The following is a 23,926-nucleotide window of genomic DNA, read 5'->3' as shown; positions in this document are numbered from 1 at the left end:
GATTCCGGGGGGAAGGGTCACTGGCGAATCTGATTCGCCCGGGACGGGGGTGGATCAGAATTGATAGTCGATGTTGAAATTGAAATGCGCATTACCACTCGAGAAAGAGTCGTTCCGCACCGGAGCCGAAGAATCGATCCTGAATACCCCCATGACGGGTTCCGCCGCCCTAAAGGAATAGTCCCGCCAGCCTACCAAGCGTGCCGGCAAAAGCGCATCGAAGTCCATGCGCAGTTGAATCCACCGCGGATTCGCCGGGGGCGGCGGCTCACCCAAGGTGACCACGCGGGCCGGCGGGGACAAATCCGGCGCGAGATCGAGAACCTCCGCGCGGGCCAGCGAGCCGAGCGAGAATAGGATAGCCGCGAGCAGGATGGGTTTTGGGGCCGGGTGGTTCATCGCGTTAGTCGGGCAAATATTTTCGGTTGCTGGCTTCCCCCGTCTCGTGCGGCTTCCCTTTTCACGGCGGAACAATAGCGGAAATCAGGCGGTGAGAAAGGCAGGAATTGTTTCTGGTGACCAAACTGGCTCCCAGCCTTTGCAAAGGACGCCGGAACGCGCTCTAATGCGCCTCCGTTCATGAAACTTTCCACCATTCAGGCCAGCCTCGACCAATTGGGCATGGAGCCCACCCGGAGCCTCGGCCAGAATTTTCTCCACGACCAGAATCTCGCCGACTGGATCGTCGCGCAGCTCAAGCTCCAGCCTGATGAAGCGTGGGTGGAACTCGGGCCGGGGCTCGGGGCGCTCACGGAATATGCCCTCGCCCGCTCGCAGAATGGGATCGTCATCGAGAAGGATGGACGACTCGCCGGTTTCCTGCGCGACCGGTTTCCGGCGCTCGAGATCGTGCATGGCGATGCCAGCGAATTCGACGTGCGGGATCTCTTTGCGCGCGGGCCGGTGAAGGTGCTGGGCAATCTGCCTTATTACGTTTCCAGCCAGATTCTTTTCGGGTTTACCGGCGAGCCAAGCCCGGTGAGCGCCCTCATCTTCACCCTGCAAAAGGAATTGGCCGAGCGGCTCTCGGCGGGACCGTGGACGAAGGAATATGGCGCGCTCACGCTGCTCATTGGCCGGCGCTGGAAGGTGAAGTATCTGCGCACGTTGCCGGGAAGTGTGTTCATGCCCGCGCCGAAGATTGAATCGGGAGTCGTGCTGCTGACTCCGCGGCCCGCGGGCGAATTACCGGCCTGCGATGGGGTGCTTTTCACGCGACTGGTGAAGATGGGTTTTGCCCAGCGGCGCAAGCAACTGCGCAAGAATCTCGCCGATGCCAACCTCGACTGGCTGGCGCTGTGCGCACATCTCGGAGTGAAGGAGACGACGCGGGCGGAAGAACTTTCGCTGGAGCAATGGATCGCGCTAACGAATTTCGCCACGGCGTCGGGTGGGGCGGCAGGCCAGCACCCAGCGGGTGGGACAGCCGCCCAACAACTGGAGCATGCGGCGCAGGATGTGCATGGAGAGATCTTCGACGTAGTGGACGCGGAGGATCGGGTGACCGGGCAGCTCTCGCGTCATGAAGTGCATCGGCAAAAGCTGCTGCATCGGGCGGTGCATATCTTTGTCTTCAATGAGCACGGCGACCTGTTCCTGCAGCGGCGCTCGCGGTGGAAAGACACGCATCCCTTGCGCTGGGATTCCAGCGCGGCCGGGCACGTCAATGCCGGCGACATCTACGCCGACACCGCGCCGCGTGAGATCGAGGAAGAGCTCGGCGTGAACGCCACCGTCGAGGAGATCGGCGCGCTGCCGCCCAGCCAGGCCACGGGCTGGGAACATGTGCGCCTCTATCGCGCGCAGCACGACGGACCGTTCCGGCTCAATCCCGCGGAGCTCGATGGCGGCGGCTTCTTCACGCTCGAGCAGATCGACCGCTGGACCACGGCGCGCCCGCAGGATTTTGCGACCGGGTTCCTGGAATGCTGGAGGCTCTTCCGGGCTGAAGTTTAGTCCGACTGCACGGTAGCGAGAGGGGGAGGAGCCGCGCAGGAGCGCGGCGCTCACGGCTTACCTACGCCCCGGGCGTGTGCTTGATGAATCGCCGGCAGTCGTTCTGGTAGCCGAGGTGTTCATAGAAGGCGTGCGCCTCTGGCCGATGGTCGCCGCTGGTGACCTCGATGCGCACGCAACGGTTCGCCCGGCCAAACTCTTCGCCCGCCAACACCAACTGCCGGCCGACGCCGCGTTGCCGAAACTGGTCGGCGACGACGAGACTCGTGATGCGCCCGAGACACCCGTCCTCATGAAACAAAGGGATGCAATGAAAGGACAAAAGCCCGGCGATACGCCCGGCAATTTCCGCCACGAAGACGGCGGTGTCCGCGCCCTTCGCACCGGCCGCCAGCCGCCGCTCCACCTGCGTGGCATCCGAGGGATAACCCAGTGCGGTGAGCAACTTCGCCGCCGCAGGCGCATCTGCCGATTGGATCCGCCGGACGACGACCGGATCGGGCTCCGGCGGGGCAGCGACGGAGGCATCACCCCGCTGCCAGACGTAGAGGATATCGGGCTGCTTCTCTTCGTTGGCCGAGCCATCGGTCTGCCGCTCAATGCGGAAGCCGTGCTTTTCATAAAAGTGACGGGCTCCGTCGTTGCACTGGAAGGTCCAGGCGTGAAGAGTATCGGAGGCGGCCTGAGCCTGGGCGAGCAGACGGGCGCCCAGGCCGCGGCGCTGGCGGCTGGGATGCACGTAGAAATGGTCTATCCAGCCGGGGCGGAAGGCGATGAAACCCACGACGGTGTCGGACAATTCGACCACGCGGATTTCGGCGCTGGCAAACACGCTGGTGACGTAGAAATTCAAGTCTTCCTCCGGGGTGTGCAGGACCGGCATTTCCGGCATGGCGGCGAAGAAGGCGAGCCGATGGATATTCGCGAGATTGGGCAAGTCATCGAACATCGCCGGCCGGCAAAAGGCGTCAGCCGCCTGATCGTAAGTGGGAGATTCTTTCAGAGTGGACATGGCGCGGGAGGCAGAAAGAGAAGGGGTTCCGGGACTCATCATCGACCAGCACGGGAAGCGGGGCAATTGGTCATATGAAGATCTGGAAACGGAAGAAACATCGGTGCGGCGGAAGATGCCCATGACGAAGCCAGAACCGGGCCAACTCAGCCCGCCATGGGCCCCTGCCTTGTAGGCAATCCTACGGCAGCGCGTCAGAGATGACTTTGGTATCCGTGAACTGGCGGAAACGCGAGATCCGGCCGTCCCGGAGATCGTAGAGATGCAAGGCCGCCGCCGTGAACGATTTGCCCGAGATGCGATGCGTGCCGCGGTAGGTGCCGACCACCACGACGTGCGATCCCGCGTCGAGGTACTCGGCAATATCGAATCCGAAGCCTTCCCAGCGGTCGTCGTTTCCCTGGAAGACTCCGGCAATGACCGCCTCGGGACCGACCCGGGTCGCGCCACCCGGGAAACCGGGCATCTGAATCCACTCGATGTTGGGCGCGCAGATAGCACGAAAGGCGTCGTAGTCCTTGCTGCGAGAAGAGCGGTACATCTCCTGAACGATTTCGATGTTGGTCATAGGATGGGAGCCTTGGGCAGGCATTATACAGAGGAACGGTGCCGGGTAAAACAGCTCGAGCATTGACTTGTACTGCCGCCCACCACAAATAAGGGGTAGTTCTTTCTATTCGCTCAATGGCCTGCTGTGCAGGCCACCGGGGAACCCAACCGCCCGCAAGGGCACGGGGCAAACGGCGCTGCGGCGCCGGGGACACTTGGTGCGTCCCAGCCCGACAGCTAACCTCGGCAGCGCTACACCAAGGCAGGGATTGCGAAGCTCCGCGAGGGGCCGCGCACGCTGCATTCGACAGGGAAAATCGACCGCCGTGTCCCGCAACATGGCGACAGCACTTAACTCATGATCGCTAGTGAAACGAAACGGCCGCGCAACGTCGACTGGAAGAGCGCGGCGGCCATCCTTTATGGCGACTGGGGAACGAGTAAAGCCTATGTAGTCGGACTGGCTTTCGCCGCAGCAGGATACAGCTCCTTCTGGCTGATCGCGGCGATGTGCGCGCTGACCGCGCTGGTCGGCATGAATTACCTGATCCTCTGCAAGCACTACCCGGAGGGCGGCGGGGTCTACGCGAGCGTGCGGCATCGCTCGGAGATCATTTCGATCGTCGGCGCGTTTTTGCTCATTGCCGATTACATCGTCACGGCGGCGATCAGCGCCCTCTCGGCGTTCCAGTATCTCGGCGTGGGGCATCCGGAAATGTTCGCGGCTGGGGCGATCCTACTGATCGGGGGACTGAACTATTTCGGGCCGAAGCACACCGGCGGCATGGCCTTCCTGGTCGCGGTACCGACGATGCTGGTGGTGGTGATCCTCGGGGCATTTGCCCTGCCGCACATGGGCGCGGCGATCCATAATCTCCAGCCGTTGCACGGCGGGTTCATGGAGAATTGGAAAGGCTTCGTGGGTATCGTACTTGCGCTCTCGGGCGTGGAGGCGATTGCCAATTCCACAGGGGTGATGAAGCTCGATCCGGGCAGTTCGGATGCGAAGCCCTCGGTGACGAAGACCTCGAACAAGGCGCTGATCGTGGTGGCGCTCGAGGTGTGCGGCTTTACCGCGTTGCTCGGGCTGGCCATGAGCGCCCTGCCCGGCCTGGAAGTGGCCGGCGGCGACGTCAATGCACCCGGCGCGGAAGGCGTGCGCGACTACATGCTGCGCTACATGGCGCAGGTGTTCGTGGGAAATTCGCTCGGGGCGGTGGCGGGGCACATCGCGGCCTGGACGGTGAGCATCGTATTCGGCTTTCTGCTGCTTTCGGCAGTGAACACGGCCATCGGCGCGCTGATCTCGATCATGTACCTCATGTCGCGCGACCACGAGCTGCCGCCGGTTTTCTCGAAACTCAACAGCTACGGCGTGCCCAATGCCGGCATGGTCGTGGCCGCAATCATTCCCATGGTCCTCGTGATCGCGGTGAAGGACATGGCGGGTCTGGCCGACCTCTACGCCGTAGGTGTGGTCGGCGCCATCGCGACGAATCTCGGGGCCAGTGCGACGGATGGAAAACTGGGCCTGTTCCGTTGGGAGCGGGTGATGATGTTCATCACGTTCCTGATCATGCTCGTGATCGAGATTTCGCTCTTCGTGGACAAGCCGGCGGCACGCGTCTTCGCGGTGACCATTCTCGCCATCGGGCTCATCCTGCGCGGCCTCGCCGTCGAGCACGCGAAGCGCAAGGAAAAGGCGGAGGCCCCGGCCATCGCGACGGTGACGATGCCGATCCCGAAATTCCAGCACGAGATCACCACGGCCACGGGCGCTCCCCTGCTCTGCGCCATCCGCGGGACCGGGCGCACGATGAAATTTGCCATCGAGGAAGCCCGGGAAACGAACCGGCCGCTTTATCTGCTCTATGTGCGCGAGCAGCCCGTGCTGGCCGAAGGCGATCGCCGGCGCAAATGGCAGCAGGACCCCGAGGCGGTGCGGATTTTCACCGAGGCAAGCGACCTCGCGGACGGTCACACGGTGCTGCCCTGCTATGCGGTGAGCGATTCGCCGGCGGACACCATCGTGGACATCGCCGCCACGGTGGGTGCTTCGCGGGTGATTCTCGGCGGGCCGAAACGGTCGGGCCTGATCAGCGCACTGCGCGGCAATGTGATCCGGCAGATTTCGCAATTGCTGCCCGAGGAGATTCCATTGCTGGTGTATTCCTAATGCCCGACGCGGGAACACGATTGACGCGGCCCGCCGTGCGCGGCAAATAGGCGGCCACCTTTCCCGGAACCGCTTTGCACACCACAGACGCTCATCGTCCCCGCAACGTCGAATGGACACGCGCCGCCGCCCTGCTCTACGGCGACTGGGGCACGAGCAAGGCGTATGTCATCGGCCTGGCCTTCGCGGCGGCGGGCTACGCTTCGCTACCGATCATCGTGGCGGTGTGCTTTCTCACCGCGCTGGTGGGATACAACTACAGCGTCGTCTGCCGCAATTTTCCCGATGGCGGCGGCGTCTATTCCGCGGCGCGTTTACAGAGCCGGTTGCTGGCGGCGGTGGGCGCGCTCTTGCTGATCGCCAATTTCCTCGTGACAGCGGCGCTCAGCGGCTGGTCGGCGATGAGCTATTTCGGTGTGCCGCAGGGGGTGATCGCGCCGATCACCATGGTCACGGTCCTGGTGCTGGGCGTCGTGAATTATTTCGGCCCCAAGCACAGCGGCAGTCTTTCCATCGCGATGGCCATCCCCACGGTGATCTGCGTCTTCGCGATCCTCGCGATCAGCGTGCCGCACCTGACGACGGCCCATTTGCACTGGCCGGAGGGTGGTTTTGGCGCGACGTGGACGAAATTCGTGCAGGTAATCCTGGCGCTGAGCGGGGTGGAAGCCATCGCCAGCATGACGGGCGTGATGAAGCTGAACCCTGGCTCCGATCCGGCGCATCCGATCGTGACGAAGACGTCGTCGAAGGCGCTCTTCGTGGTCGCGCTGGAAGTGGTCCTCGGCACGGCCTTGCTGGGCTGGGCGGTCTTGTCGATTGATCCTTCGCTTTCCAATGACCTGGTGGCCCACAAGGAGGACATGTTGCGCTTCCTGGGCGACCACAACGCCACTCTCCTCGCCGGCCCGGCCATGGGGCAGATGTTCGGCTGGATCGTGGGCATCGTCTTCGGCGTGTTGCTGCTCAGCGCGGTGAATACGGCCATCGTCGCGGTCATCGGCGTGATTTACATGATGGCGCTGGATGGCGAATTTCCGCGGCAATTGACGAAGCTCAATCGCTACGGCGTGCCGACGGTGCCGTTGATTCTCAGCGCGGTGCTGCCCGTGCTGATCCTGGCGATCACCCAGGATTTCGACGCGCTGGCCAGCCTCTACGCGATCGGGGTCGTGGGCGCCATCACGGTCAACCTGAGCTCCTGCACGACGAACCTGAGCCTCAACCTGCATTGGTTTGAGCGCATCATCATGGGCCTCACATCCGTGATCCTCTCGGGGGTCTGGTTGACGATCGCGTATACCATTTCGCACGCGCTTTTCTTCGCGATTTGCGTCGTCGGCCTGGGTCTCGCCGTGCGCGCCTACTCGCACAAGCTCACCGGCATCAAAACGCTCACGGTTTCGCGCGAGATCGCCGACCTCGTCTCGCCCGAGGCCATCGAGCGGCTGCGCCCGCACATGGTGGAAGGGCAGCGCATCATGGTTTCCGCCCGCGGGATCACTCCGGTCCTGCGCTTTGCCCTGGATGAGGCCCGGCTGCGCAAGGCCACGCTGTGCGTGCTCTATGTGAAGGAGCTGGCCGTGGTTTACATGTCGGCAGCGGCGGACAAGAATGTGGGCCGGGCGCGCTGGCAGGACGATCCGCAAGCCGCGGCGATCATGTCCCTGATGCTCAAGCTCGGGCAGGAGGTCGGCGTGGATGTGTTGCCGGTCTATGCGGTGAGCACGAATCCCGCGGGAACCATTCTCGACCTCGCGGCGACGATGGGCGTGGATTTCCTCATGCTCGGCGCATCGCACCGCCTCTCCATGTCGCGGCTGCTCAAGGGGAACGTGGTGGAGGAAGTCGCCCGCGGGTTGCCGGAGGACATCCAGCTCATCATCCACAGCTAGAGGAGCGAGACGGGCGGGCCGCTTCGCGCATCCACTTGGCGCCAGAGAAACGATTCGGATGTGACGGTCGGCGAGGTCGATCGTGTCAGCGGAGGGAATCCGTTTACATTCCCCTGCCCCTCGCCGATACGTCGCTTTTTCCCAAAGATCTGCGCTCTCTTGCCAGCCCAACCCGATCTCACACTGCCAGCGAAAGAGGAGCGCCCGGCAAAAGACAGCCGCCGGCCTGGCGGGCGTTGGTGGCTGCTGGTTCTGGCAGTCATCTTGGGCGCGGTCGGCTGGCTCTCGCTCGCGCCCATTACTTCCCGTGTCGAGGCGGCCGTGGTGCAGCAGCTCAACGTGAATGGCGTCTATCCCCGCTATCAGAAACGCTCGTGGGTGCCGTGGCGGGGACTTTCGCTGGAAGGCGTGACCCTTTACCGAAACGCCCGCGGGAATGAACCCGTGATCGAAGTCAGCACGCTGAGTGTGACCTTCCCCTGGCGCAATATCTGGAGAACCCGGCACTTGATCAGCCACTGGCGGGCGAATGGCGCGCTGGTGAAATTGCATGACTCGGCAGGCGTAGTGACTTTCCAGAACGTGAGCACGAAGGTCACCTTGGAGCCGGGACGCGTGGATGTTTCGAGCCTGCAAGCGAACAATGGACCGGTGGCCTGGGCCCTCCAGGGAAACATTCTGTTCAAGGCGGACCAGGACAAGTCCGCTCCCAAAGGAGGAGATTTCACCGTGGATCTCAGTGTCGTTCGCGCGGTTCAGGAGTCCCTGGACATCAAGCCCAGGACGGGACCGTTCCATATCGCCGGCAACTTTTCGATCGACCTGCAACAGTCCCCCGTCATCCCGTGGCAGGCCCAACTGACCGGCAACGGAAAATCCCTGGAATGGCACGGGGTGCCGCTGCGCGAAGCCGCCGTCGAGGCCCAACTGACCTCGTCCGATCTCCACTTGTCGGCCAATCTGCAACTGGCCACCGGGACGGCGACGCTGACTGCTTCGCGCAAAGACTGGGACAAAGCGCCACTCCTGATCGCAGGCCGACTGGCCGACGACGGAGGCCGCAAGGATTCCATCGCGGGCAGCTACGATGGCGCGGCGCGAGCGCTGACGCTTTCGAGCGTGAGAGGGAATGCCAATTTGCTGGCCTTTGCCCGCAATTTTCCGGCAGTGGTTCCCTATCTGCCGACCACCATCCGCATGACCTCCTTTCCGGAGGTGGAATTGAAAAACTTCGCCTTTCGGGAGGGCAAGTCCGGCCCCGACTGGAGCCTGGGTTCGCTGGAACTCCTCAGCCCGGCGGACCTCACGCTCACGCTGCGCACGCGACCGTTGACGATCAATCGTCTGACCGGACGCGCGGCTTTCAAGGGCCATACCTGGCAGCTCACTGGCATGTCCGGCAACCTATTCGGCGGACACTTCACGCTCAGCGGCGCCTATGCCGACGGCGATCTCCGGCAGGCCAGGGTGGAATTGGCCGGGCTGAAGATGAAGGAAGTCGGCCCGTGGATCGACGCGCGCGACGCGACACTCGACGCCGCGGTGCTCTCGCTGGACTACCACGGCACGCTCAGCGCTTCGCCCGCGCACCTGACCGGTTCCGGCGGCGTGCGACTGGAGAATGCACCGGTCGTGAAAGTGCCCTTGCTCGATGAGACCTACGCGCTGTTCTCCGCCTTTTCTCCGAACGTTCAACGCAAAGGCGTTGGGCATTTGAAGTCCACGTTCTCCGCGACGAATGGCGTCTTCGACATCACGGATTTTACCGCGCATAGTGAGGCGATCACCGTGACGGGCACGGGCACGGTGGATCTCGTGCGGCGCAAGGTGGACGGCCGGGCCGAAGGACATTTGCGCGGCGTGGTGGGTATCGTCACGAGTCCGATCACCAAAGCCCTGGAAATGAAGGTGAGCGGCCCGCTGGATCAGATCCAGGTCCAGCCGATGGGTCCGGTGGGCATCGTCGGCGGAAGTGTCTCGGGCGCCGCCCAGCTTCCCGCGAAGGCTCTCAAGGAAGGCGTCAAATTACCCGGTCACTTGCTTGAGAAGCTCATCGGCCCCGGTGCTACACCCGAGCCGCGCGCCGGTCAAAACCGCTAGCCAGTGTTCAACCAACGATAGCCGCTCCGCGTGAGTAACGCCGAGGGCCGCAGAGGGAGAGCCTTTTTCCCTCTGCGGCCCTCTCTCATCCCTCTGCGCCCTCTGCGGTAAAATCCCGCCGTGGCCCTATTTTGCGGCGCGCCGAGTGAAATTTTCCGCAATGGAGCCAACAGAGCCAATGGGCCAATGCACTTTTTCCGGAAAGGAGGGCACAATGGGTCGCATGAATACCACTGACCTCGAATCCGCCCGTCTCGGTAAAATCGCCCGCCTGCCGCGAGAGATCCGCCGCCAGCTCAATGAACGGCTGGCCGACAATGAACCGCAGCCGCGCCTCGTGCGCTGGCTCAACGCGTTGCCGGAAGTGCAGCAGGTGCTGGCCGACCTCTTCGAGGGACGGCCCATCTCCCAGCAAAACCTGAGCGCCTGGAAAGGGGGCGGCTACCGCGAGTGGGCGCGCCGCGAGGAGAACCAGGCGTGGGCTCGCGATTTCCTGGTGGAAGCGACCGATTTGCAGGAGGAAATCGCGGAAACGGAAGACCGCAGTTCGCTGCTGGACCGGGTGGGCGACCGCATGGCGCTGGCTCTGCTGCAACTCTTCCGCGAGGCGGAAGACGGCGAAAAGGGGCCGTCGCGGATCCGGCAGATGCTGGAGATCACGCGCGAGCTGGCGCGGCTGCGCCGGGGCGATCACCAGCGGCTGCGCACACAGATCGTCCAGGAGCGCTGGCACGAGGAACAGGAGCGACGGCAAGAGGAGCAGGAAGCCGCCCGCACGGAACGCTATGTGGCCGAGCTCGAACACAAGAAGCGGCAGGTCGTGGCGACGCTCCCCCGCATCACGGCCTATCTCGGGGAATACCTCCACGGCCTGGCGAAGGGTACGCTCACCCCGGAGCGCGCAGAATGGATCCGCGATTATTTCGCGGACAACGAAGCGGATTTTCGCGACCTCGGCCTCGATGGGATGTTGCCCACGGGGAAGAAACTGGAGCGCGCGGTGGAGAAGTTGCAGGAACGGTTCCGGCGTGAGCAGAGAGCGGCACAGGGTGAAGAGGCTGGGAGGGGCGCCAGAAATTCAGCCGCCGAAGGCCGGGAAACACCCCTTCCCACAAGCCCCCACAAGGCGGCACCAGCCGATACAAGGTAGGAGAATTCTTCAGCGATCTTGATTCCCACGGAGGCGGATCGGGAAGGAAACGACGAGGATAATGCAGCGACACCCTCCGCCGAGGAGACAGCGCATGAGGAAAGCGTGCTCGCGCATTGAACGGTCGTTCGCCACGGAGTTCAATGCCGACCCAGCGTTACGGCAACGGGGTGACGTTCAACCCCGTCCGTCCCAAACCACCCATCTGCTTGTCGAAGCACTCGGGGCAGATGCCGTGGCTGAACTGGCTGCCGGTGTGCGTGTGAATGTAGGTCTCGACCTGGTCCCAGTAGTTCGTGTCGTCGCGCACGCGCTTGCAATACATGCAGATCGGGATCAGTTCCTTGAGCTGCCGGATTTGCGTGGTGTACTCGAGGATGCGCTCGGCCACGCGCAGCCGCATGAGGATCGCCTCGCGGTCGAGGGGCTTGGTGAGGAAATCGTCGATGCCCGCGTCCATCGCCTTGCGCAAGTTGTCGCGCCCGGTGTTGATCGCGGTAAGCAGGATGAAATACGTGTAGTCGGTCTTCGTCCGCTGGCGCACTTTCTGGCACAGTTCCAGGCCATCGAGGCCAGGCATCATCCAATCGCTCACGATGACGCGGACGGGATCGCGGTCGAAGGCCTCCCACGCCTCGGTGCCGCTGGCGGAGGTGACGACCTCATGGCCGTAGTGCTGCAGGGTGAACTGCAGGATTTTCACCGAAACGGGATCGTCTTCAGCGATGAGGATTTTCATACCGCACAAACAGGCTTTTCGTGCTCCAGCGCAAGTCGCACAAGCTCAAATTCGTTTTCTACTTCTTTGAGCAAACTCGCCGCGGTCTCGAGATTGCCATCCCGGGCCATCTGCTCCAGCCGCTCGCACGCGAGGCGCATCCGTTCCGCACCAAAATTGCTGCAACTCCCCTTGAGGGTATGTGCGGCGCGCTCGAGCTGCGGGCTCATGCGGGTGGTCAGGGCCCGGCGGGCGTCCTTGATGACGCGCGGGGAGTTTTCGATGAAGACGTCGATGAGCCGGCCCAGAATGCTCTCCTCGCCCTCGATCTCCAGCTCGCGGAAGCTGGCCAGGGCCTTCGGGTCGACGATGCCCTCGATGTCGACCTCACGCTTGTCCTGCTCGATGCCGCGCAGGCCGGAGTATCGCCGGATGGCGTCCAGCAAAATTTCGGGCTTCACCGGTTTGCTCACATAGTCGTCCATGCCCGCGTTCAGGCATTTCTCGCGGTCGCCTTCGAGAGAGTTGGCCGTCATCGCGATGATCCACGTGTGCCGCTCTTCGCCTTCGATGGCGCGCAAATCCCGTGTCGCTTCGTAGCCATCCAGCTCGGGCATCTGGCAATCCATGAAGACGATGTCGTAGCGGGAGCGGGCGAGCGCCTCGAGAACCCGGCGGCCATTATCCACCACGTCGGCCACGTAACCGAGCTTTTGCAATTGATACAGGGCCACCTTTTGGTTCACCGGATTATCCTCCGCGACGAGGATGCGCAGTTTTTCCACCGGCTGGGAGGTGAGGTCCGGGGGTTGCTCGGTCAAGGCCATGAGGCCGGACTTGATCTCGCGCGTTTCCACGTCGGACGACATCACGAGGCTCAGGCAATCGTAGAGCTGGGACTGCTTCACCGGCTTCGTGAGATAAGCGTCGACGCCTGTCTCGCGCAGCACCTCCGGGTCTTCCTGCCGGTCGACCGAGGTGAGCATGACGAGGCGGATCGATGCGTAGCGCGGGTCCTTCTTGATCGCCCGTGCCAGCTCGAGGCCATCCATGCCGGGCATCTGCATGTCGAGGATCGCGAGGTCGAACATTCGGCCACGCCCGGCTTCGCTGTGGAGAATCGAGAGTGCTTCCGCGCCGCTGGCCGCCTGCTGCTCGCGCATGCCCCAATTATCGAGAAGATGCTGGAGGATCGCGCGGTTGGTGTCGTTGTCATCGACCGTGAGAACCTTCACCCCCTTCAACTTGGCCGGGCGCGGCGCGGCCATGCCGCCGCCCGCCTGCTTTTCAAAGCGGGCGGTAAACCAGAACGTCGAGCCCTTGCCGGCTTCGCTGGTCACGCCGATTTCGCCGCCCATGCGCGCCACCAATTGCTTGCAAATCGCCAACCCCAGCCCAGTGCCGCCGAAACGGCGCGTCGTGGAGCCATCGGCCTGCACGAACGCCTGGAAGAGCCGTTCCTGCCCTTCCGGGCTGATGCCGATGCCCGTATCCGCCACGGAAAAGCGGATCATCACATGCGTGCCGTTCGACTCCAGGCAATTGGCACGCACCACGACTTCGCCCTTCTCGGTAAATTTCACAGCGTTGCCGATGAGATTGGTCAACACCTGGCGCAGGCGTCCGGGATCGCCGCGCAAGCCAGTCGGCACGTCCTGATACACGAGCGAGGCCAGTTCGATCTGTTTGCTGGCGGCGCGGGCAGCCAGCAATTCGACCGATCCTTCGACGACGTTGCCCAACTGGAAGTCGATCTCTTCAAACGAGAGCATGCCCGCCTCGATCTTCGAGAAATCGAGGATGTCATTGATGATGGTGAGCAACGCGTCGGAACTGCTGGAGATCGTCTGCGCAAAGTCCCGCTGCTTGGGCGTCATGTCCGTGTCGAGCAGCAGGCCGGTCATGCCGATGATGCCGTTCATCGGAGTGCGAATCTCGTGGCTCATATTGGCCAGGAACTCGGACTTGAGCCGCGCGGATTCGAGCGCCGCGTCGCGCGCTTTTTTGATCGCTTCGTCGGTTTCCCGGCGCGCAGTGATGTCCTCGACCGTGCCTTCGTAATAGAGCAGCTTGCCATCCTGATCGCGCACCGCGCGCGCCCGCTCGGAGATCCAGATGATCGAGCGATCCCGCCGGTAAATCTGCGACTCGAAATCGGTCACCGAGCCCTTCTCGAGCATCAGCGCGGTGAATTCCGCGCGGCGGCCCGGCCGCACGTAGAGTTGCTTCGCAATGTGGGTGATCTTGCTCATCAACTCGTCCGGGTTGTCGTAACCGTAGATGGTGGCAAGCGCTGGGTTGACGCTCATGTAGCTTCCTTCCGGGGTCGACTGGAAGATGCCCTCGATGGCGTTTTCGAAAATGCTCCGGTACTTTTCCTCGGCGTCGCGCAATTCCAGTTCCTTGCGTTTCAGCGCGCTGATGTCTTGCAAGGTCGCGCGCGTGCCGCAGGCGGCGCCCGAGGCGTCGGTCATCACCCGCTGCCGCATCAACACCGGGACGCGGCGACCATCCTTGCGACGGAAGATGCGCTCGTAGGAATCGTGCCGCTGGTCGCCCGCCGGCGGCTGCTGCAGTGCGCCACTTGAGTTGTCCCCGACGATAAAATCCGTCACCGGGTGCCCCACCATCTCCTCAAGCCGGTAGCCGAGCATGTTCAGTTCGGTGGCATTCACGCGCGTGATGCGACTCTCCAGGTCGAGTTCGTGATAGGCGACCGGCGCTTCATCAAAGAGCTCGCGATAATGCAATTCGCTTTCCTGCAAGGCCCGCTCTGCCCGGCGCTGTTCGCCGACATCGATGGCTACGCCGCCCAGCATCTTCGCGCCATCCGTCGTGCCCATGGAAAACTTCATCACCAGCCACTCGTGAATGACACCATCCGGGGTGGGCACCTCCTCGATCAACTGCCGCGGGATGCCCGTGGCCAGAACCTCGCGGTCCACCGCGGCGAGTTGCGCGGCCTTGTCGTGGGGCATCCAATCGAAGTCGGTCTTGCCGAAGACGTCCTCCAGCTTCATCTGGAACTGCTGCTCCATGACCTCGTTGATGTAGAGCATGCAGCCGTTCTCGTCCTTGATGAAGGCGACCACCGGGCTGTGGTTCATGAAGGCCTGGAAACGCTCCTCGCTCTCGCGCAACGCGGCCTCGGCTTCCTTGCGTTCGGTCAAGTCGTGCCACACCGCGAGTTGGACGTTCTGGCCCAGAAATTCCACCATGGTGAGCGTGATCTCGACCGTCATCTCGTACCCATCATTGCGGCGCAAGTTCCATTCGCAACCGTAGCGCCCGCGCTCGCGAAGCAGGCGCCGGATTTCCGCGGCGCGCTCCATGGAAAGCGATCCATCCGGCTGGCGTTCGGGCGAAAGCGACGACATCGGCACCGCCAGCAACGCCTCCTTGCTCTCAAAGCCCAGCATCCGCGCCGCCGCCACGTTGCAATCGATGATGCTATCTTTGGCGAAAAGCAGGTGCGCGTCGCTCGATTGCTCGAAGATGATCCGGAACTTCTCCTCCGCCGCCTGGCTCTCCGTGACGTCTCGGGAGACGGCGAGCAGTTTCTCGGGTTTCCCGGATGCGTCATGAATCGCCGTAAGCACCACGTCCCACATTTTGGGCTCTCCGGTCGCCGTCAGACAGGAGCCCAAGAATCGCCCCGTTCCGCCGCCGCCCGCTTGGGTCAGCGCCTTTTGCGCCTCCGACTCGGAACCATTCTTCCAAAGATCCAGCCACACACTGTTGCGAATGGACTCAAAATCCTCGATGGCCATGCTGCGCTGGCCTCCCCCATTCATCGAAAGCACGCGTCCGTCGAGACTGAGGACGGTGATGTTGTCGCCGCTGCTCTCGAGCACCCGCGTCTTGAACTCTTCGGTTTCCCGCAAGGTCGCCTCCACGCGCCGCCGCTCGCCCATGTCGAGCCGCGTCAGAAAATAGACCAGGCCCAGCACGCCGACGGTGGCAAAGCTGCCCACTAGCACGGTGACGAGATTCATCGTGGTGCTGTGGCGCGCCGCGACTTCGTGGTTGTTGAGCACCGCCAATTCATCGCCTTCGATCTCGGCGATCACATTGCGAATCGCATTCATGCGGGTCTTGCCTTCGCGCAGAAGCGGCAGATCGCGCGTCACGTCGAAGCCACTGGCTCGCCGCAGTTCGACCGCCTGGCTGAGGAACTGCAGTTCGTTCCGCGTGAATTCCTCCAACTGCGCCAGCCGCGGCTGGACCGTCGCATCATGGCGCGTCGCCAGTCGCACACGTTGGAAATCGGGGGCCATTCTTCCGGTGGCCGCGGTAAAGGGCTCGAGGAAGGCCTCGTCCCCCGCCAGCAAAAAGCCCCGCGTTCCAGTCTCCGCATCCGTCACCGTCGCCAGGATTTGCTTGAGGCTGCGCAGCACCTGCTGCGTCTCCACGACCTCCCGGCGCGTCTCGACGAGGCGTTGGTTGTTCAGATACGTCGCGAGGCTGACGAGGACGGAAACGACCAGCGCAAAGCCGAAGCCGGCGAAAATCTTCTTTTCGATGGAGGAGGGCTGCCGCTGCATTTTTGAGAGGTACTTCTTTAGCAGGATGCGCGCCCATCCCCTCCGCACTAACCCTTAGAAAAGGCCTCTGTAATGCCCGGCTTCCAACATGTCCGCCGCCCTCGTCCACCCGTCCAGCCCCCTCGCTCCCCGCCGCCCCTCTACCCCGTACGTGAGAAACCCCGTTTTGCACGGGCGCAAAACGGGGTTTCTCGGGTTGCGGGGGGGAAATTATTTGAGTTTGGACTTCAGGTCCTTGCCAGCGGCGAACTTGACGCTCTTGGAAGCCTTGATCTTGATCTTCTCACCGGTCTTCGGGTTGATGCCGAGGCGGGCCTTGCGGTGCGCGACCTTGAAGGTGCCGAAGCCGACGAGCTGGACGGGCTTGCCCTTTTTCAGACCGCCCTTGATGCCTTCGACGACGGCTTCCACGGCGCGTTCCGCCTGGGCCTTGCTCACGTCTTTGCCGAGTGTTTTTTGGACTGCCTCAACGAGTTCTGCCTTGTTCATGAATGGTGATTTTCCTTGGTTTAGATTGTTTGTTCGAAGCTGGGGGTGGGAAACCAGCGAAGTTCGCGAGTGATGACAGTCCACCAAATCGAAGTCAATAATTTCCTCTAACATTTTTCCAAAGCGCCGGAATGCTGTAAATATCGGCATTCGCGGTTGCTTTCGACCATGATCGTCGCACCATTTTCCCCATGAATTTGCCCCAGCAGTTGAAATGTTTTCTCGACACCCCTCCCCGGATTGACCCGTCGGCTTTCGTCGCCCCGGGGGCCGATGTGATCGGCGACGTGACGCTCGCGGAGGAGTCCAGCGTATGGTTCCAGACCGTGTTGCGCGGCGACATCAATCGCATCGTCATCGGCCCGCGCTCGAACGTGCAGGACGGCGCGGTGGTGCATCTTGCCGATGATTACGGCGCCTATGTCGGCGAGTTGGTGACGGTCGGTCACAAGGCGATCCTCCATGCGTGCACGGTGGCCGATGAAGTGCTGGTCGGCATGGGAGCGATCGTGCTCGATGGCGCCGAGATCGGCGCACGCTCGATCATCGGCGCGGGCGCGCTGGTCACCGGCGGCAAAAAGATTCCGCCCGGCTCGCTGGTGCTTGGTTCACCGGCCAAGGTGGTGCGCACGCTTTCACTGGAGGAGCAGGCAGGAATCAAGGTGTGGGCGGAGAAGTACGTCGCGCTCTCGCGGACTTATCGCGAACGGGCCGCGCTCAAAGCTTGAGTCCGAAATGATGGGCGGTGATCTCCATCCGCTTCATCAAGTAGAAGCGGTGCGCTCCGAAACGCTGCACGCCCGAGTCGAGTTGAAACTGCGCGCAGCCCTCGGCCCGCGCCTGCACCACCAGCCAATCAAAGAGTTCGCCGCCGAATCCGCGGGAACGGGCCAATGACGCGGTGACCAGATCATCGACATACATGAAGCGTCCCGAACTGAGGTTCTCGCTGATGCGATAGCCCGCGCAGGACTGCACCGCGCCCCCATCCTCCAGGAAGGCGAGGCGGTAGCCCTCGGCCTGTTGCCGGAGGACCTGCTCGACAAACGGCGCGGGTTCCAGATGCGGACGCAGCTCGAGTATCACCGCAAAACACCGCGCGATTTCGTCGGGGGTCTCGGCCAACCGGATGCGGGCGCTCACGCCGCCACTGCCTCCGAGGCTACGCGGGTGAGATTCTCCGCGGCGATGTCTTCCAGTTCCGCAATCGAGGCCACGTGCGCGAAACGGAAGCGCAAGTGCTTCGCCTCGGGCATGCCGCGCGAATAGGCCATGAGCCGCGTGCGCATCGTCTGCATCGCGTGCAGTTCGCTGCCGATCGCCTCCACTTTCCAGCGGCAATGCCGGACGATGAAGGCCCACTGCGCCTCGAGTGGCGGCGCGGCCAGCGTTTCGCCGGTCGCAACGTAGTGCTTGATCTCGCGGAAAATCCACGGCGCGCTCATCGCCGCGCGGCCGAGCATGAGGCCGCGCACGCCACACTTCATGGCGCGCACCGCATCCGCGGCGCTAGTGATGTCGCCATTGCCGATCACGGGGATGCGCACCGCCGCAGCCACTTGCGCGATGACATCCCAATTCGCCAGGCCGCTGTAGCCCTGCTCCTTGGTGCGGCCATGCACAGCGATGGCTTGCACACCGCAATCCTCCAGCAGGCGCGCGGTCGTCGTCGCATTGATTGTCTGCTCGCACCAGCCGATGCGGATCTTCGCCGTCACGGGCAACGGCGCCGCGGCCTGCACCACGGCCCGCGCGATTCTTTCCAGCAGCGGACAGTCGCGCAGGATCGAGGAACCGCCGTTCTTGGAAACAACCTTGTTCACCGGACAGCCGAAATTGAGATCGATGAAGTCGGGTTGTTTCCACTCGGCCACCATGCGCGCCGCTTCACCCAAGTGCGCGGGATCGCCGCCGAAAAGCTGCACGCCGACTGGGCGCTCCGCCTCGACAAATTCGAGGTATTCCATCGTGCGCTCGTTGCGCCGGAAGATGCCCTCGGCGCTGACGAACTCCGTGACCATCACGTCCGCGCCCTGCTCCTTGCAGAGCTGGCGGAAAATAGTGTCCGTCACCCCGGCCATCGGCGCGAGGTAGAGCGGGAACTGGTCTTGAAACCAAGGAAGCATGAGAGGTGCAGGTTACCACGGATGAGCGGATTGCCAAGGTGCGGGACGACAAGGCGCAGCCGCGCCAATCAACGAACGATCTTCAGGATGCGGTCGTTGTAGCTGTCGGTGATGTAGAGCGCGCCGTCGGGGCCGACGGTCACGCCGTGCGGGCGGCGGAGTTCGCATTGCAGCGGGTCGCCGCCGAGGCCGGCGGCGCCTGCTTTGCCGGTGCCCGCCACCCGGGTGATCAAGCCGGTCTTCGGCGCGTAGCGGCGGATGACGTGGTTCTCCGCGTCGGCGATGAGCACGGTGCCATCGCGATCGAGCGCAGTGTACTTGGGGCCGTTCATCGTCGCCTGAAGGCCCGGACCACCATCGCCGCTCAGGCCCTTTGCACCCGTGCCCACGACGGTCTTGATCTTGCCCGCCGCATCCACGTAGCGCAGCGCATTGCCATTGCGCTCGAGGATGTAGAAGCCGCCTTCCGCATCTGGTGTCACAGAGCGCGGGTCCACGAGCGGCGCATTCACCGCGTCCGCACCCTCCGGCGGAACTCCAAACTGTCCGTTGCCAGCGACGGTGATGATGACATTGGTGGCCAGGTCGATACGGCGGATCCGACGGTTGCCGATGTCCGCGCAGTAAAGTTGGTTGCCCGCCGGATTGAGGGCGATCTGAATGAGCGTAGAAAACTGCGCGTCCGTTGCGAGCCCTCCGTCACCGGCGAATCCCTTCTTCGGCACACCGGCAAGTGTCGTCATGATGCCAGTCTTAGAGTCGATGCGACGTAGACGGCTGTTGAAGCTGTCCGCAATCAGCAGGTCACCATCCGGGCGCACGACGAAATTGTGGATTCCGTTGAACGTCGCGGCCGTGGCCGGTCCGCCATCGGCGGTAGAGCCTTTCGCGCCCGTCCCGGCCAGTACGTGCAGCACGCCATCCTTGCCGACCTTGAGCACCCGATTGCCGTGCTCCATTTCGGCGATGATCATCTCGCCCGACGGTGCGAACTCCGTGCAAAATGGCTCATGCAAGGCGCATTGGGTGGCGGGCGCGTCTTTTTCCGCCGTGCCGGTGCCGGCAACGAGGACGATCTTGTCGGCGTGCGAAAATGCCGCGGTGAACAGGAGCAAAGCGAAGGGGAGGAAACGGCGGATCATGCCGCAGCTTGCCGCCAAATCCCCGGCCTCCGCAATGCTCAAACAACTCGCTCGGCAAGCTCCTGCGCTTCGCGGCATGCTCGTCTCCATGTTTCGTTTTCTCCCCTTCGTCATCGCCGGGTGGGTGCTCACCGGTTCGTTGCGCGCCGCCACCCTCGATGCGGACCTGCTCATCGTCGGCGGCAATGAATCGGCCTGCGCCGCCGCCGTGCAAGCCTCGCGACTGGGCGTGCAACGCATCGTGCTGGTCAACGATATCGACTGGCTCGGCGGGCAGTTCAGCGCGGAAGGGGTGGGGGTCATGGATGAATGGACGACGGTGGATGGGAAGCGCGCGGACTTTCCGCGCAGTGGGCTCTTTCGCGAAGTGGCCCAGCGCATCGAGGAAACGAACCGGCGCAATTACGGCACGCCGTCTCCGGGCAATAGTTTTTGCGGACGCCTGACCATCGAGCCCGCGGAGGCCGAGCGCATTTTCGAGGGACTGCTGGCGGCCGAATCCAGTCACGTGCGGGTCGAACGCGGCTGGGAGCCGGCCACCGTGCAACTCGATGGCCGACGAGTGACCGGCGTCACCTTCACCCGCGCCGCGGAGACGCTGCAAGTGACGGCGCGCGTGACCATCGATGCGTCGGACTGGGGCGATGTGATCCAGCGCAGCGGCGCGGCGTGGAGCGCGGGGCCGGATGCCAGGGCGCGCTTCGACGAGCCCAGCGCACCCGAGTTGGTGGACGACAGCAATCGCCGCGAGATGAACCCCATCACCTACTGCGTCACGCTGCGCGATGCAGGGAAGGAAGCGTTGACCGCCGAACCCGCGGGCTACGACGTGCGGCGCTACTTTGGCGCCACCAAGGCGACGGTCACGGAATTCAAGGCGCTCCCGTGGCCGAAGGGCACGCTGCTTATGAATGTGCCGGCCTTCGCCGACACCGCCCACACCGCGGGGCCATACTCGTCGCCAGTGAATGTCTATACGCATCGCCGGCTCGTGGATGCCCGGCACCTCCACCTCGCACCCGGTGCGGAGAAGACTTTTCTCAACTGGCCGACCCAGGATTACCCGCTCGATCGCTGGCCCAAGGCGGTGGCCGATGCGCTCGATGCCATGGAGCCGGGCGCTGCGCAAAAGAACCTCGTGGCGCTCACCCCCGTGCAGCGGCGCGTGGTCTTCGCAGATGCGAAACAACACGCGCTCGGTTTCTTCCATTACTTGCAGACCGTGAGCCCCGAGTTTCGCGGCCTCGAACTCACCGATGAATACGGCACTCCCGACCGCCTGCCACCCAAGCCCTATGTGCGCGAAGGGCTGCGGCTCGAGGCGCTCACGATGCTGCGCGAGCAGGACATTCGCACCGCGCACGAAGAGCCGCGCTGGGCGAAGCTCATGCCGCTGGATGGCGTCTTCGGCTTTCAATTCAACATCGACTTTCATCCCACCCGGCGGGTCTTCCTCAATGACGACCCGGCGGGGCCGTGGGCGACGATTCACACGGCGACGCGCAACTGGTCCACGCACACGGACCGCGCGATGTTTCCGCTGCGCGGCCTCGTGCCGATCGAGCGCGACGGGTTGCTCGGCGCGTCGAAGAACATCGGCGTGAGCAGCGTGGTGCAATCGGCGTTGCGGCTACACGGGCAGATGATGCTCTGCGGCCAGGCCAGCGCCACCGTCGCGTGGCTGGCCTTGCGCGATGGGGTGCAACCGCGCGCGGTGGCGGCGGACCCGCAGCGCGTGCTCGCGGTGCAGCGGGCGCTGGTGAAGTCGGGCGTGCTGATCTGGCCCTTTCACGATCTCGATCCGACGGCGGATTATTTCGAGGCGGTCAATCTGCTCGCCGTGCGCGGGGTCATTGTCCCCGATGCAGATAGCGTGCGATTCCAACCGGACAAAATCGCCAGCGCCGAGGAGATCGCCGGCGTGCTGGCGCGGGCGAAGCTGGCGGAGTTACCGGGGCGCAATCCGGCGCAGCCGCTAACGCGAGCCGCCTTGGCGACAGCCGTGTGGGCGGCGCTTGCACATTGATGATGTCAAAGAACTGTCGGGCGTGTGTTATCCTTACACGCGGATGAAGACGCGAGTCGCAGTGCCATCCCGGCGCGTGGGGACACGCGCCCTACACCATACTCCCTACCCTGGCCCGAGCAGCGACGACACTTCGGCCTGCACCTGCTCGATCTGGTCGAGGCGGAGCTGCGGGTCGGGGATGACGAAGACCTCGCCGGTCTTGGTATGCTCGTAGATGCGGGTGATGCCGCCCTCACTGCGCTTGGTCTCCACTTCCTTGAGCAGGCGCTTGCGCTCGAGCATGGCGGCCAGCAGGTAACGCGCGGCGGCGTGCTGCGGAGATGTCTCCTCCATGTAACGGCGGAGCAGATCCTCGGCGGTGTGCTTCTCGATGGCTTCGGGAGCGGCGGGCAGCGGGGCTTCGTACTTCGAGCGCCAGAATGAATAGGGCTGCTGGTTGTCGTTACGCTCCTTCCATGCGGCCTCGCTGATGTCCTCGCGGCGCAGGCTGGCGCCGTCCTCGAAGAGCAGCGTGTAGAAATAGTCGCCGTCTTGAAACTCGACCCCGGTCACAGCGCACCGGTGGGCGCGGCTTTGAATGCTCCATTCCTGATTGATCATCGGCGCAGGGAAAAAGTGAATTTGGGGAAGTCGCGGTTCGTCGAGCGATACCACAGCAACAGGAAGCCGACGATGCCGAGCGCGATGTTCGGAATCCACGGCGAGAAGTAGGGGCTCAGGCGCATGCTCTTGCCGAGCATGAGGAAAAACGAGTGGGACATGAGCATGGCCACCAGCAGGGTGATGGCGGCCGCCACCCCGCCCACCACGCCGCGCCGGTTGAAGACAATGCCGAGCGGAGCCGCGAGGAGGACGGCGATGATGCACTGGAAAGGAAGCGCGTAGCGGTCGGCGAGATTGGCCTCGTAGGGCGCGAGTTGCACGGGAGGAAAATCGGAATTGAACTTCATGTATTCCTGCAATTCCGGCACGCTCAGACTGGCCGGGTTCAACTCCGAGCTGGCCACGCGCCAAGGCGTCTCGGTCCAGTCCTTGATGATGCGGAACCCGCTGGGAAAGCGGTCGGCTTCCGAGTCGATCATGTCGCCTTCCGGGGTGAAATTGACGATCATCCCTTTCTCGATCTTCCACTCTTTCTTGACGGGATCGTAGGTGGCCGAGGAGGCGTACCACTTTTTCAAGATGCGGCCCGTGGGGTCTTGTTGCGTGACGTGCACCCCATCGAGGCGGTTTTCGCCGGGGCGGAGCTTGCGGACGAACCAGGTGCGGTTGTTCTGCCGGTCGCGAAAGAGATGGGCCAGGATCGGCTCCACCGTGCCGGCTTTCTTGCCGCGCTTGATCTGGTTCATCGCGTTTTTCTTGATGCCCTCGGCGTGCGGCGCGCGGTCCCAGTTCAGCCACAGGCAGAAGCCCGTCATGAGCACCCCGACGGCAAAGAGCGGCACGAGCACGCGGACCACGCTGCGGCCGGCGGTGAGCTGCGAGATGATCTCATTGGTGCGCGACATGCGGCTGAGCGAAAAGAGGAGCGCGAGCATGAGGCCGACGGGCAGCGACATCATGATCGTCTGCGGCACCTGGGTGATGTAGTAGCCAGAGATCTGCTTGAAGGTCGCGTGGGCCTCCATGAAGTCGTTGAAATTGTCCTGGATATCGATGATGAACCAGATCGCGATGAACCCCGCGAAGCACATGAGGAAGGGCTCGAGGAAACTGCGCAGGACGTAACGGTCAAGAAGGCTCATGCGGTCGGGGTGCGGGAGGCCAACGGCCGGCGGCGCGAAAAATACCGGGCCAGCAAGAGACTCACCGCCAGCGACAGCAGGATCACCGGCGGCAATTGCGCCACACAGTGGCCGCAGACCTGCCGGAAGGTGGCGTGCGCCTCGACGAAGTCGCGCAGGTTGTCGCTGAGGTCGACGAGGAACCAGATCGCCATGAATCCCACAAAGCAAAGGAGGAATGGCTGGAGGAAATGGCGGAAGACGTGGCGGTCAGGGAGACTCATGCGGTCGGGGTGCGGGATTGAAAGGCCACTCC

General features: G+C 63.3%; 19 protein-coding genes and 1 riboswitch. Of the genes, 7 read left to right on the top strand and 12 right to left on the bottom strand.

Going from position 1 to position 23,926, the window contains the following annotated elements; translation table 11 throughout:
• Positions 1–54: 54 nt before the first annotated feature.
• Positions 55–399 (bottom strand): hypothetical protein, encoded by a 345-nt coding sequence (locus tag ABJF10_RS00185; protein WP_348542479.1) that lies wholly within the window; start codon positions 397–399, stop codon positions 55–57.
• A 180-nt stretch (positions 400–579) separates the two neighbouring features.
• Here ABJF10_RS00185 and rsmA point away from each other — a divergent pair, with 180 nt between their 5' ends.
• Positions 580–1,956 carry a 16S rRNA (adenine(1518)-N(6)/adenine(1519)-N(6))-dimethyltransferase RsmA gene (gene rsmA / locus ABJF10_RS00180; protein WP_348542478.1) on the top strand — a complete coding sequence of 459 codons (1,377 nt, stop codon included), beginning with the start codon at positions 580–582 and terminating at the stop codon, positions 1,954–1,956.
• A gap of 61 nt (positions 1,957–2,017) precedes the next feature.
• Here the strand turns inward: rsmA and ABJF10_RS00175 are convergent, their stop codons facing one another.
• Together ABJF10_RS00175 and ABJF10_RS00170 are read right to left on the bottom strand one after the other, a co-directional pair.
• Complete coding sequence (locus ABJF10_RS00175) at positions 2,018–2,968, bottom strand: GNAT family N-acetyltransferase (RefSeq protein WP_348542477.1); 951 nt, start codon at positions 2,966–2,968, stop codon at positions 2,018–2,020.
• A 181-nt stretch (positions 2,969–3,149) separates the two neighbouring features.
• The gene (locus ABJF10_RS00170) at positions 3,150–3,536 is read right to left on the bottom strand and encodes a nuclear transport factor 2 family protein (RefSeq protein ID WP_348542476.1); all 387 of its coding nucleotides are present in this window, start codon (positions 3,534–3,536) and stop codon (positions 3,150–3,152) included.
• Between the two features lie 100 nt (positions 3,537–3,636).
• Positions 3,637–3,784, top strand: a riboswitch (cyclic di-AMP (ydaO/yuaA leader).
• Positions 3,785–3,875: 91 nt separating this feature from the next.
• On the opposite strand from ABJF10_RS00170, the gene ABJF10_RS00165 reads away from it, so the two are divergent.
• From ABJF10_RS00165 to ABJF10_RS00150, 4 genes are all read left to right on the top strand, one after another.
• On the top strand, positions 3,876–5,693 hold the full coding sequence (locus ABJF10_RS00165; protein WP_348542475.1) for a universal stress protein: 1,818 nt from the start codon (positions 3,876–3,878) through the stop codon (positions 5,691–5,693).
• Positions 5,694–5,767: 74 nt separating this feature from the next.
• Complete coding sequence (locus ABJF10_RS00160; RefSeq protein WP_348542474.1) at positions 5,768–7,588, top strand: amino acid permease; 1,821 nt, start codon at positions 5,768–5,770, stop codon at positions 7,586–7,588.
• A 159-nt stretch (positions 7,589–7,747) separates the two neighbouring features.
• Entirely contained in the window at positions 7,748–9,688 is a 1,941-nt protein-coding gene (locus tag ABJF10_RS00155; protein ID WP_348542473.1) for an AsmA-like C-terminal region-containing protein, read from the top strand.
• 223 nt (positions 9,689–9,911) lie between these two features.
• Positions 9,912–10,838 (top strand): hypothetical protein, encoded by a 927-nt coding sequence (locus ABJF10_RS00150; RefSeq protein WP_348542472.1) that lies wholly within the window; start codon positions 9,912–9,914, stop codon positions 10,836–10,838.
• Between the two features lie 157 nt (positions 10,839–10,995).
• Here the strand turns inward: ABJF10_RS00150 and ABJF10_RS00145 are convergent, their stop codons facing one another.
• The 3 genes from ABJF10_RS00145 to ABJF10_RS00135 all read right to left on the bottom strand — a co-directional run bounded on the left by ABJF10_RS00145 (position 10,996) and on the right by ABJF10_RS00135 (position 16,589).
• Positions 10,996–11,577, bottom strand: coding sequence for a response regulator (locus tag ABJF10_RS00145; protein WP_348542471.1), 582 nt, complete (start codon positions 11,575–11,577; stop codon positions 10,996–10,998).
• Entirely contained in the window at positions 11,574–16,100 is a 4,527-nt protein-coding gene (locus tag ABJF10_RS00140; protein ID WP_348542470.1) for a PAS domain S-box protein, read from the bottom strand. The genes ABJF10_RS00145 and ABJF10_RS00140 overlap by 4 nt, the downstream gene beginning before the upstream one ends.
• Before the next feature lie 210 nt (positions 16,101–16,310).
• Positions 16,311–16,589 (bottom strand): HU family DNA-binding protein, encoded by a 279-nt coding sequence (locus ABJF10_RS00135; RefSeq protein ID WP_348542469.1) that lies wholly within the window; start codon positions 16,587–16,589, stop codon positions 16,311–16,313.
• A gap of 191 nt (positions 16,590–16,780) precedes the next feature.
• On the opposite strand from ABJF10_RS00135, the gene ABJF10_RS00130 reads away from it, so the two are divergent.
• On the top strand, positions 16,781–17,317 hold the full coding sequence (locus ABJF10_RS00130; protein ID WP_348542468.1) for a gamma carbonic anhydrase family protein: 537 nt from the start codon (positions 16,781–16,783) through the stop codon (positions 17,315–17,317).
• Here ABJF10_RS00130 and ABJF10_RS00125 read toward each other — a convergent pair.
• The 3 genes from ABJF10_RS00125 to ABJF10_RS00115 all read right to left on the bottom strand — a co-directional run bounded on the left by ABJF10_RS00125 (position 17,307) and on the right by ABJF10_RS00115 (position 19,857).
• The gene (locus ABJF10_RS00125; protein WP_348542467.1) at positions 17,307–17,732 is read right to left on the bottom strand and encodes a GNAT family N-acetyltransferase; all 426 of its coding nucleotides are present in this window, start codon (positions 17,730–17,732) and stop codon (positions 17,307–17,309) included. The genes ABJF10_RS00130 and ABJF10_RS00125 overlap by 11 nt on opposite strands.
• A complete protein-coding gene (gene dusB, locus ABJF10_RS00120) occupies positions 17,729–18,715 on the bottom strand; it encodes a tRNA dihydrouridine synthase DusB (protein ID WP_348542466.1) in 987 nt (328 codons plus the stop codon). The genes ABJF10_RS00125 and dusB overlap by 4 nt, the downstream gene beginning before the upstream one ends.
• Positions 18,716–18,783: 68 nt before the next feature.
• Complete coding sequence (locus tag ABJF10_RS00115; RefSeq protein WP_348542465.1) at positions 18,784–19,857, bottom strand: hypothetical protein; 1,074 nt, start codon at positions 19,855–19,857, stop codon at positions 18,784–18,786.
• A gap of 88 nt (positions 19,858–19,945) precedes the next feature.
• On the opposite strand from ABJF10_RS00115, the gene ABJF10_RS00110 reads away from it, so the two are divergent.
• Positions 19,946–21,883, top strand: a complete 1,938-nt coding sequence (locus ABJF10_RS00110) for an FAD-dependent oxidoreductase (RefSeq protein ID WP_348542464.1) — start codon at positions 19,946–19,948, stop codon at positions 21,881–21,883.
• Positions 21,884–21,988: 105 nt separating this feature from the next.
• On the opposite strand, the gene ABJF10_RS00105 is transcribed toward ABJF10_RS00110, so the two are convergent.
• From ABJF10_RS00105 to ABJF10_RS00095, 3 genes are read right to left on the bottom strand one after another with little or no spacing between them, the layout of a single operon-like run.
• Positions 21,989–22,486, bottom strand: a complete 498-nt coding sequence (locus ABJF10_RS00105; RefSeq protein ID WP_348542463.1) for a hypothetical protein — start codon at positions 22,484–22,486, stop codon at positions 21,989–21,991.
• On the bottom strand, positions 22,483–23,631 hold the full coding sequence (locus ABJF10_RS00100) for an LptF/LptG family permease (RefSeq protein WP_348542462.1): 1,149 nt from the start codon (positions 23,629–23,631) through the stop codon (positions 22,483–22,485). Before ABJF10_RS00100 ends, ABJF10_RS00105 begins: the two co-directional genes overlap by 4 nt.
• Positions 23,628–23,894: an LptF/LptG family permease gene (locus ABJF10_RS00095; protein ID WP_348542461.1), complete on the bottom strand. Its 267-nt coding sequence runs from the start codon at positions 23,892–23,894 to the stop codon at positions 23,628–23,630. Before ABJF10_RS00095 ends, ABJF10_RS00100 begins: the two co-directional genes overlap by 4 nt.
• Positions 23,895–23,926 lie beyond the last annotated feature (32 nt).

The sequence above is a fragment of the Chthoniobacter sp. genome, from assembly GCF_040003245.1.
Classification (GTDB): domain Bacteria; phylum Verrucomicrobiota; class Verrucomicrobiia; order Chthoniobacterales; family Chthoniobacteraceae; genus Chthoniobacter.
This window is presented reverse-complemented; position numbering and strand designations above follow the sequence as displayed.

Coding starts and splice junctions, on each gene's coding strand:
- ABJF10_RS00165 (WP_348542475.1), top strand. CDS start 3,876: ATGATCGCTAGTGAAACGAAACGGCCGCGCAACGTCGACTGGAAGAGC.
- ABJF10_RS00175 (WP_348542477.1), bottom strand. CDS start 2,968: ATGTCCACTCTGAAAGAATCTCCCACTTACGATCAGGCGGCTGACGCC.
- ABJF10_RS00135 (WP_348542469.1), bottom strand. CDS start 16,589: ATGAACAAGGCAGAACTCGTTGAGGCAGTCCAAAAAACACTCGGCAAA.
- ABJF10_RS00105 (WP_348542463.1), bottom strand. CDS start 22,486: ATGATCAATCAGGAATGGAGCATTCAAAGCCGCGCCCACCGGTGCGCT.
- ABJF10_RS00095 (WP_348542461.1), bottom strand. CDS start 23,894: ATGAGTCTCCCTGACCGCCACGTCTTCCGCCATTTCCTCCAGCCATTC.
- ABJF10_RS00130 (WP_348542468.1), top strand. CDS start 16,781: ATGAATTTGCCCCAGCAGTTGAAATGTTTTCTCGACACCCCTCCCCGG.
- ABJF10_RS00145 (WP_348542471.1), bottom strand. CDS start 11,577: ATGAAAATCCTCATCGCTGAAGACGATCCCGTTTCGGTGAAAATCCTG.
- ABJF10_RS00150 (WP_348542472.1), top strand. CDS start 9,912: ATGAATACCACTGACCTCGAATCCGCCCGTCTCGGTAAAATCGCCCGC.
- dusB (WP_348542466.1), bottom strand. CDS start 18,715: ATGCTTCCTTGGTTTCAAGACCAGTTCCCGCTCTACCTCGCGCCGATG.
- ABJF10_RS00140 (WP_348542470.1), bottom strand. CDS start 16,100: ATGCAGCGGCAGCCCTCCTCCATCGAAAAGAAGATTTTCGCCGGCTTC.
- ABJF10_RS00110 (WP_348542464.1), top strand. CDS start 19,946: ATGTTTCGTTTTCTCCCCTTCGTCATCGCCGGGTGGGTGCTCACCGGT.
- ABJF10_RS00185 (WP_348542479.1), bottom strand. CDS start 399: ATGAACCACCCGGCCCCAAAACCCATCCTGCTCGCGGCTATCCTATTC.
- ABJF10_RS00170 (WP_348542476.1), bottom strand. CDS start 3,536: ATGACCAACATCGAAATCGTTCAGGAGATGTACCGCTCTTCTCGCAGC.
- rsmA (WP_348542478.1), top strand. CDS start 580: ATGAAACTTTCCACCATTCAGGCCAGCCTCGACCAATTGGGCATGGAG.
- ABJF10_RS00115 (WP_348542465.1), bottom strand. CDS start 19,857: ATGATCCGCCGTTTCCTCCCCTTCGCTTTGCTCCTGTTCACCGCGGCA.
- ABJF10_RS00100 (WP_348542462.1), bottom strand. CDS start 23,631: ATGAGCCTTCTTGACCGTTACGTCCTGCGCAGTTTCCTCGAGCCCTTC.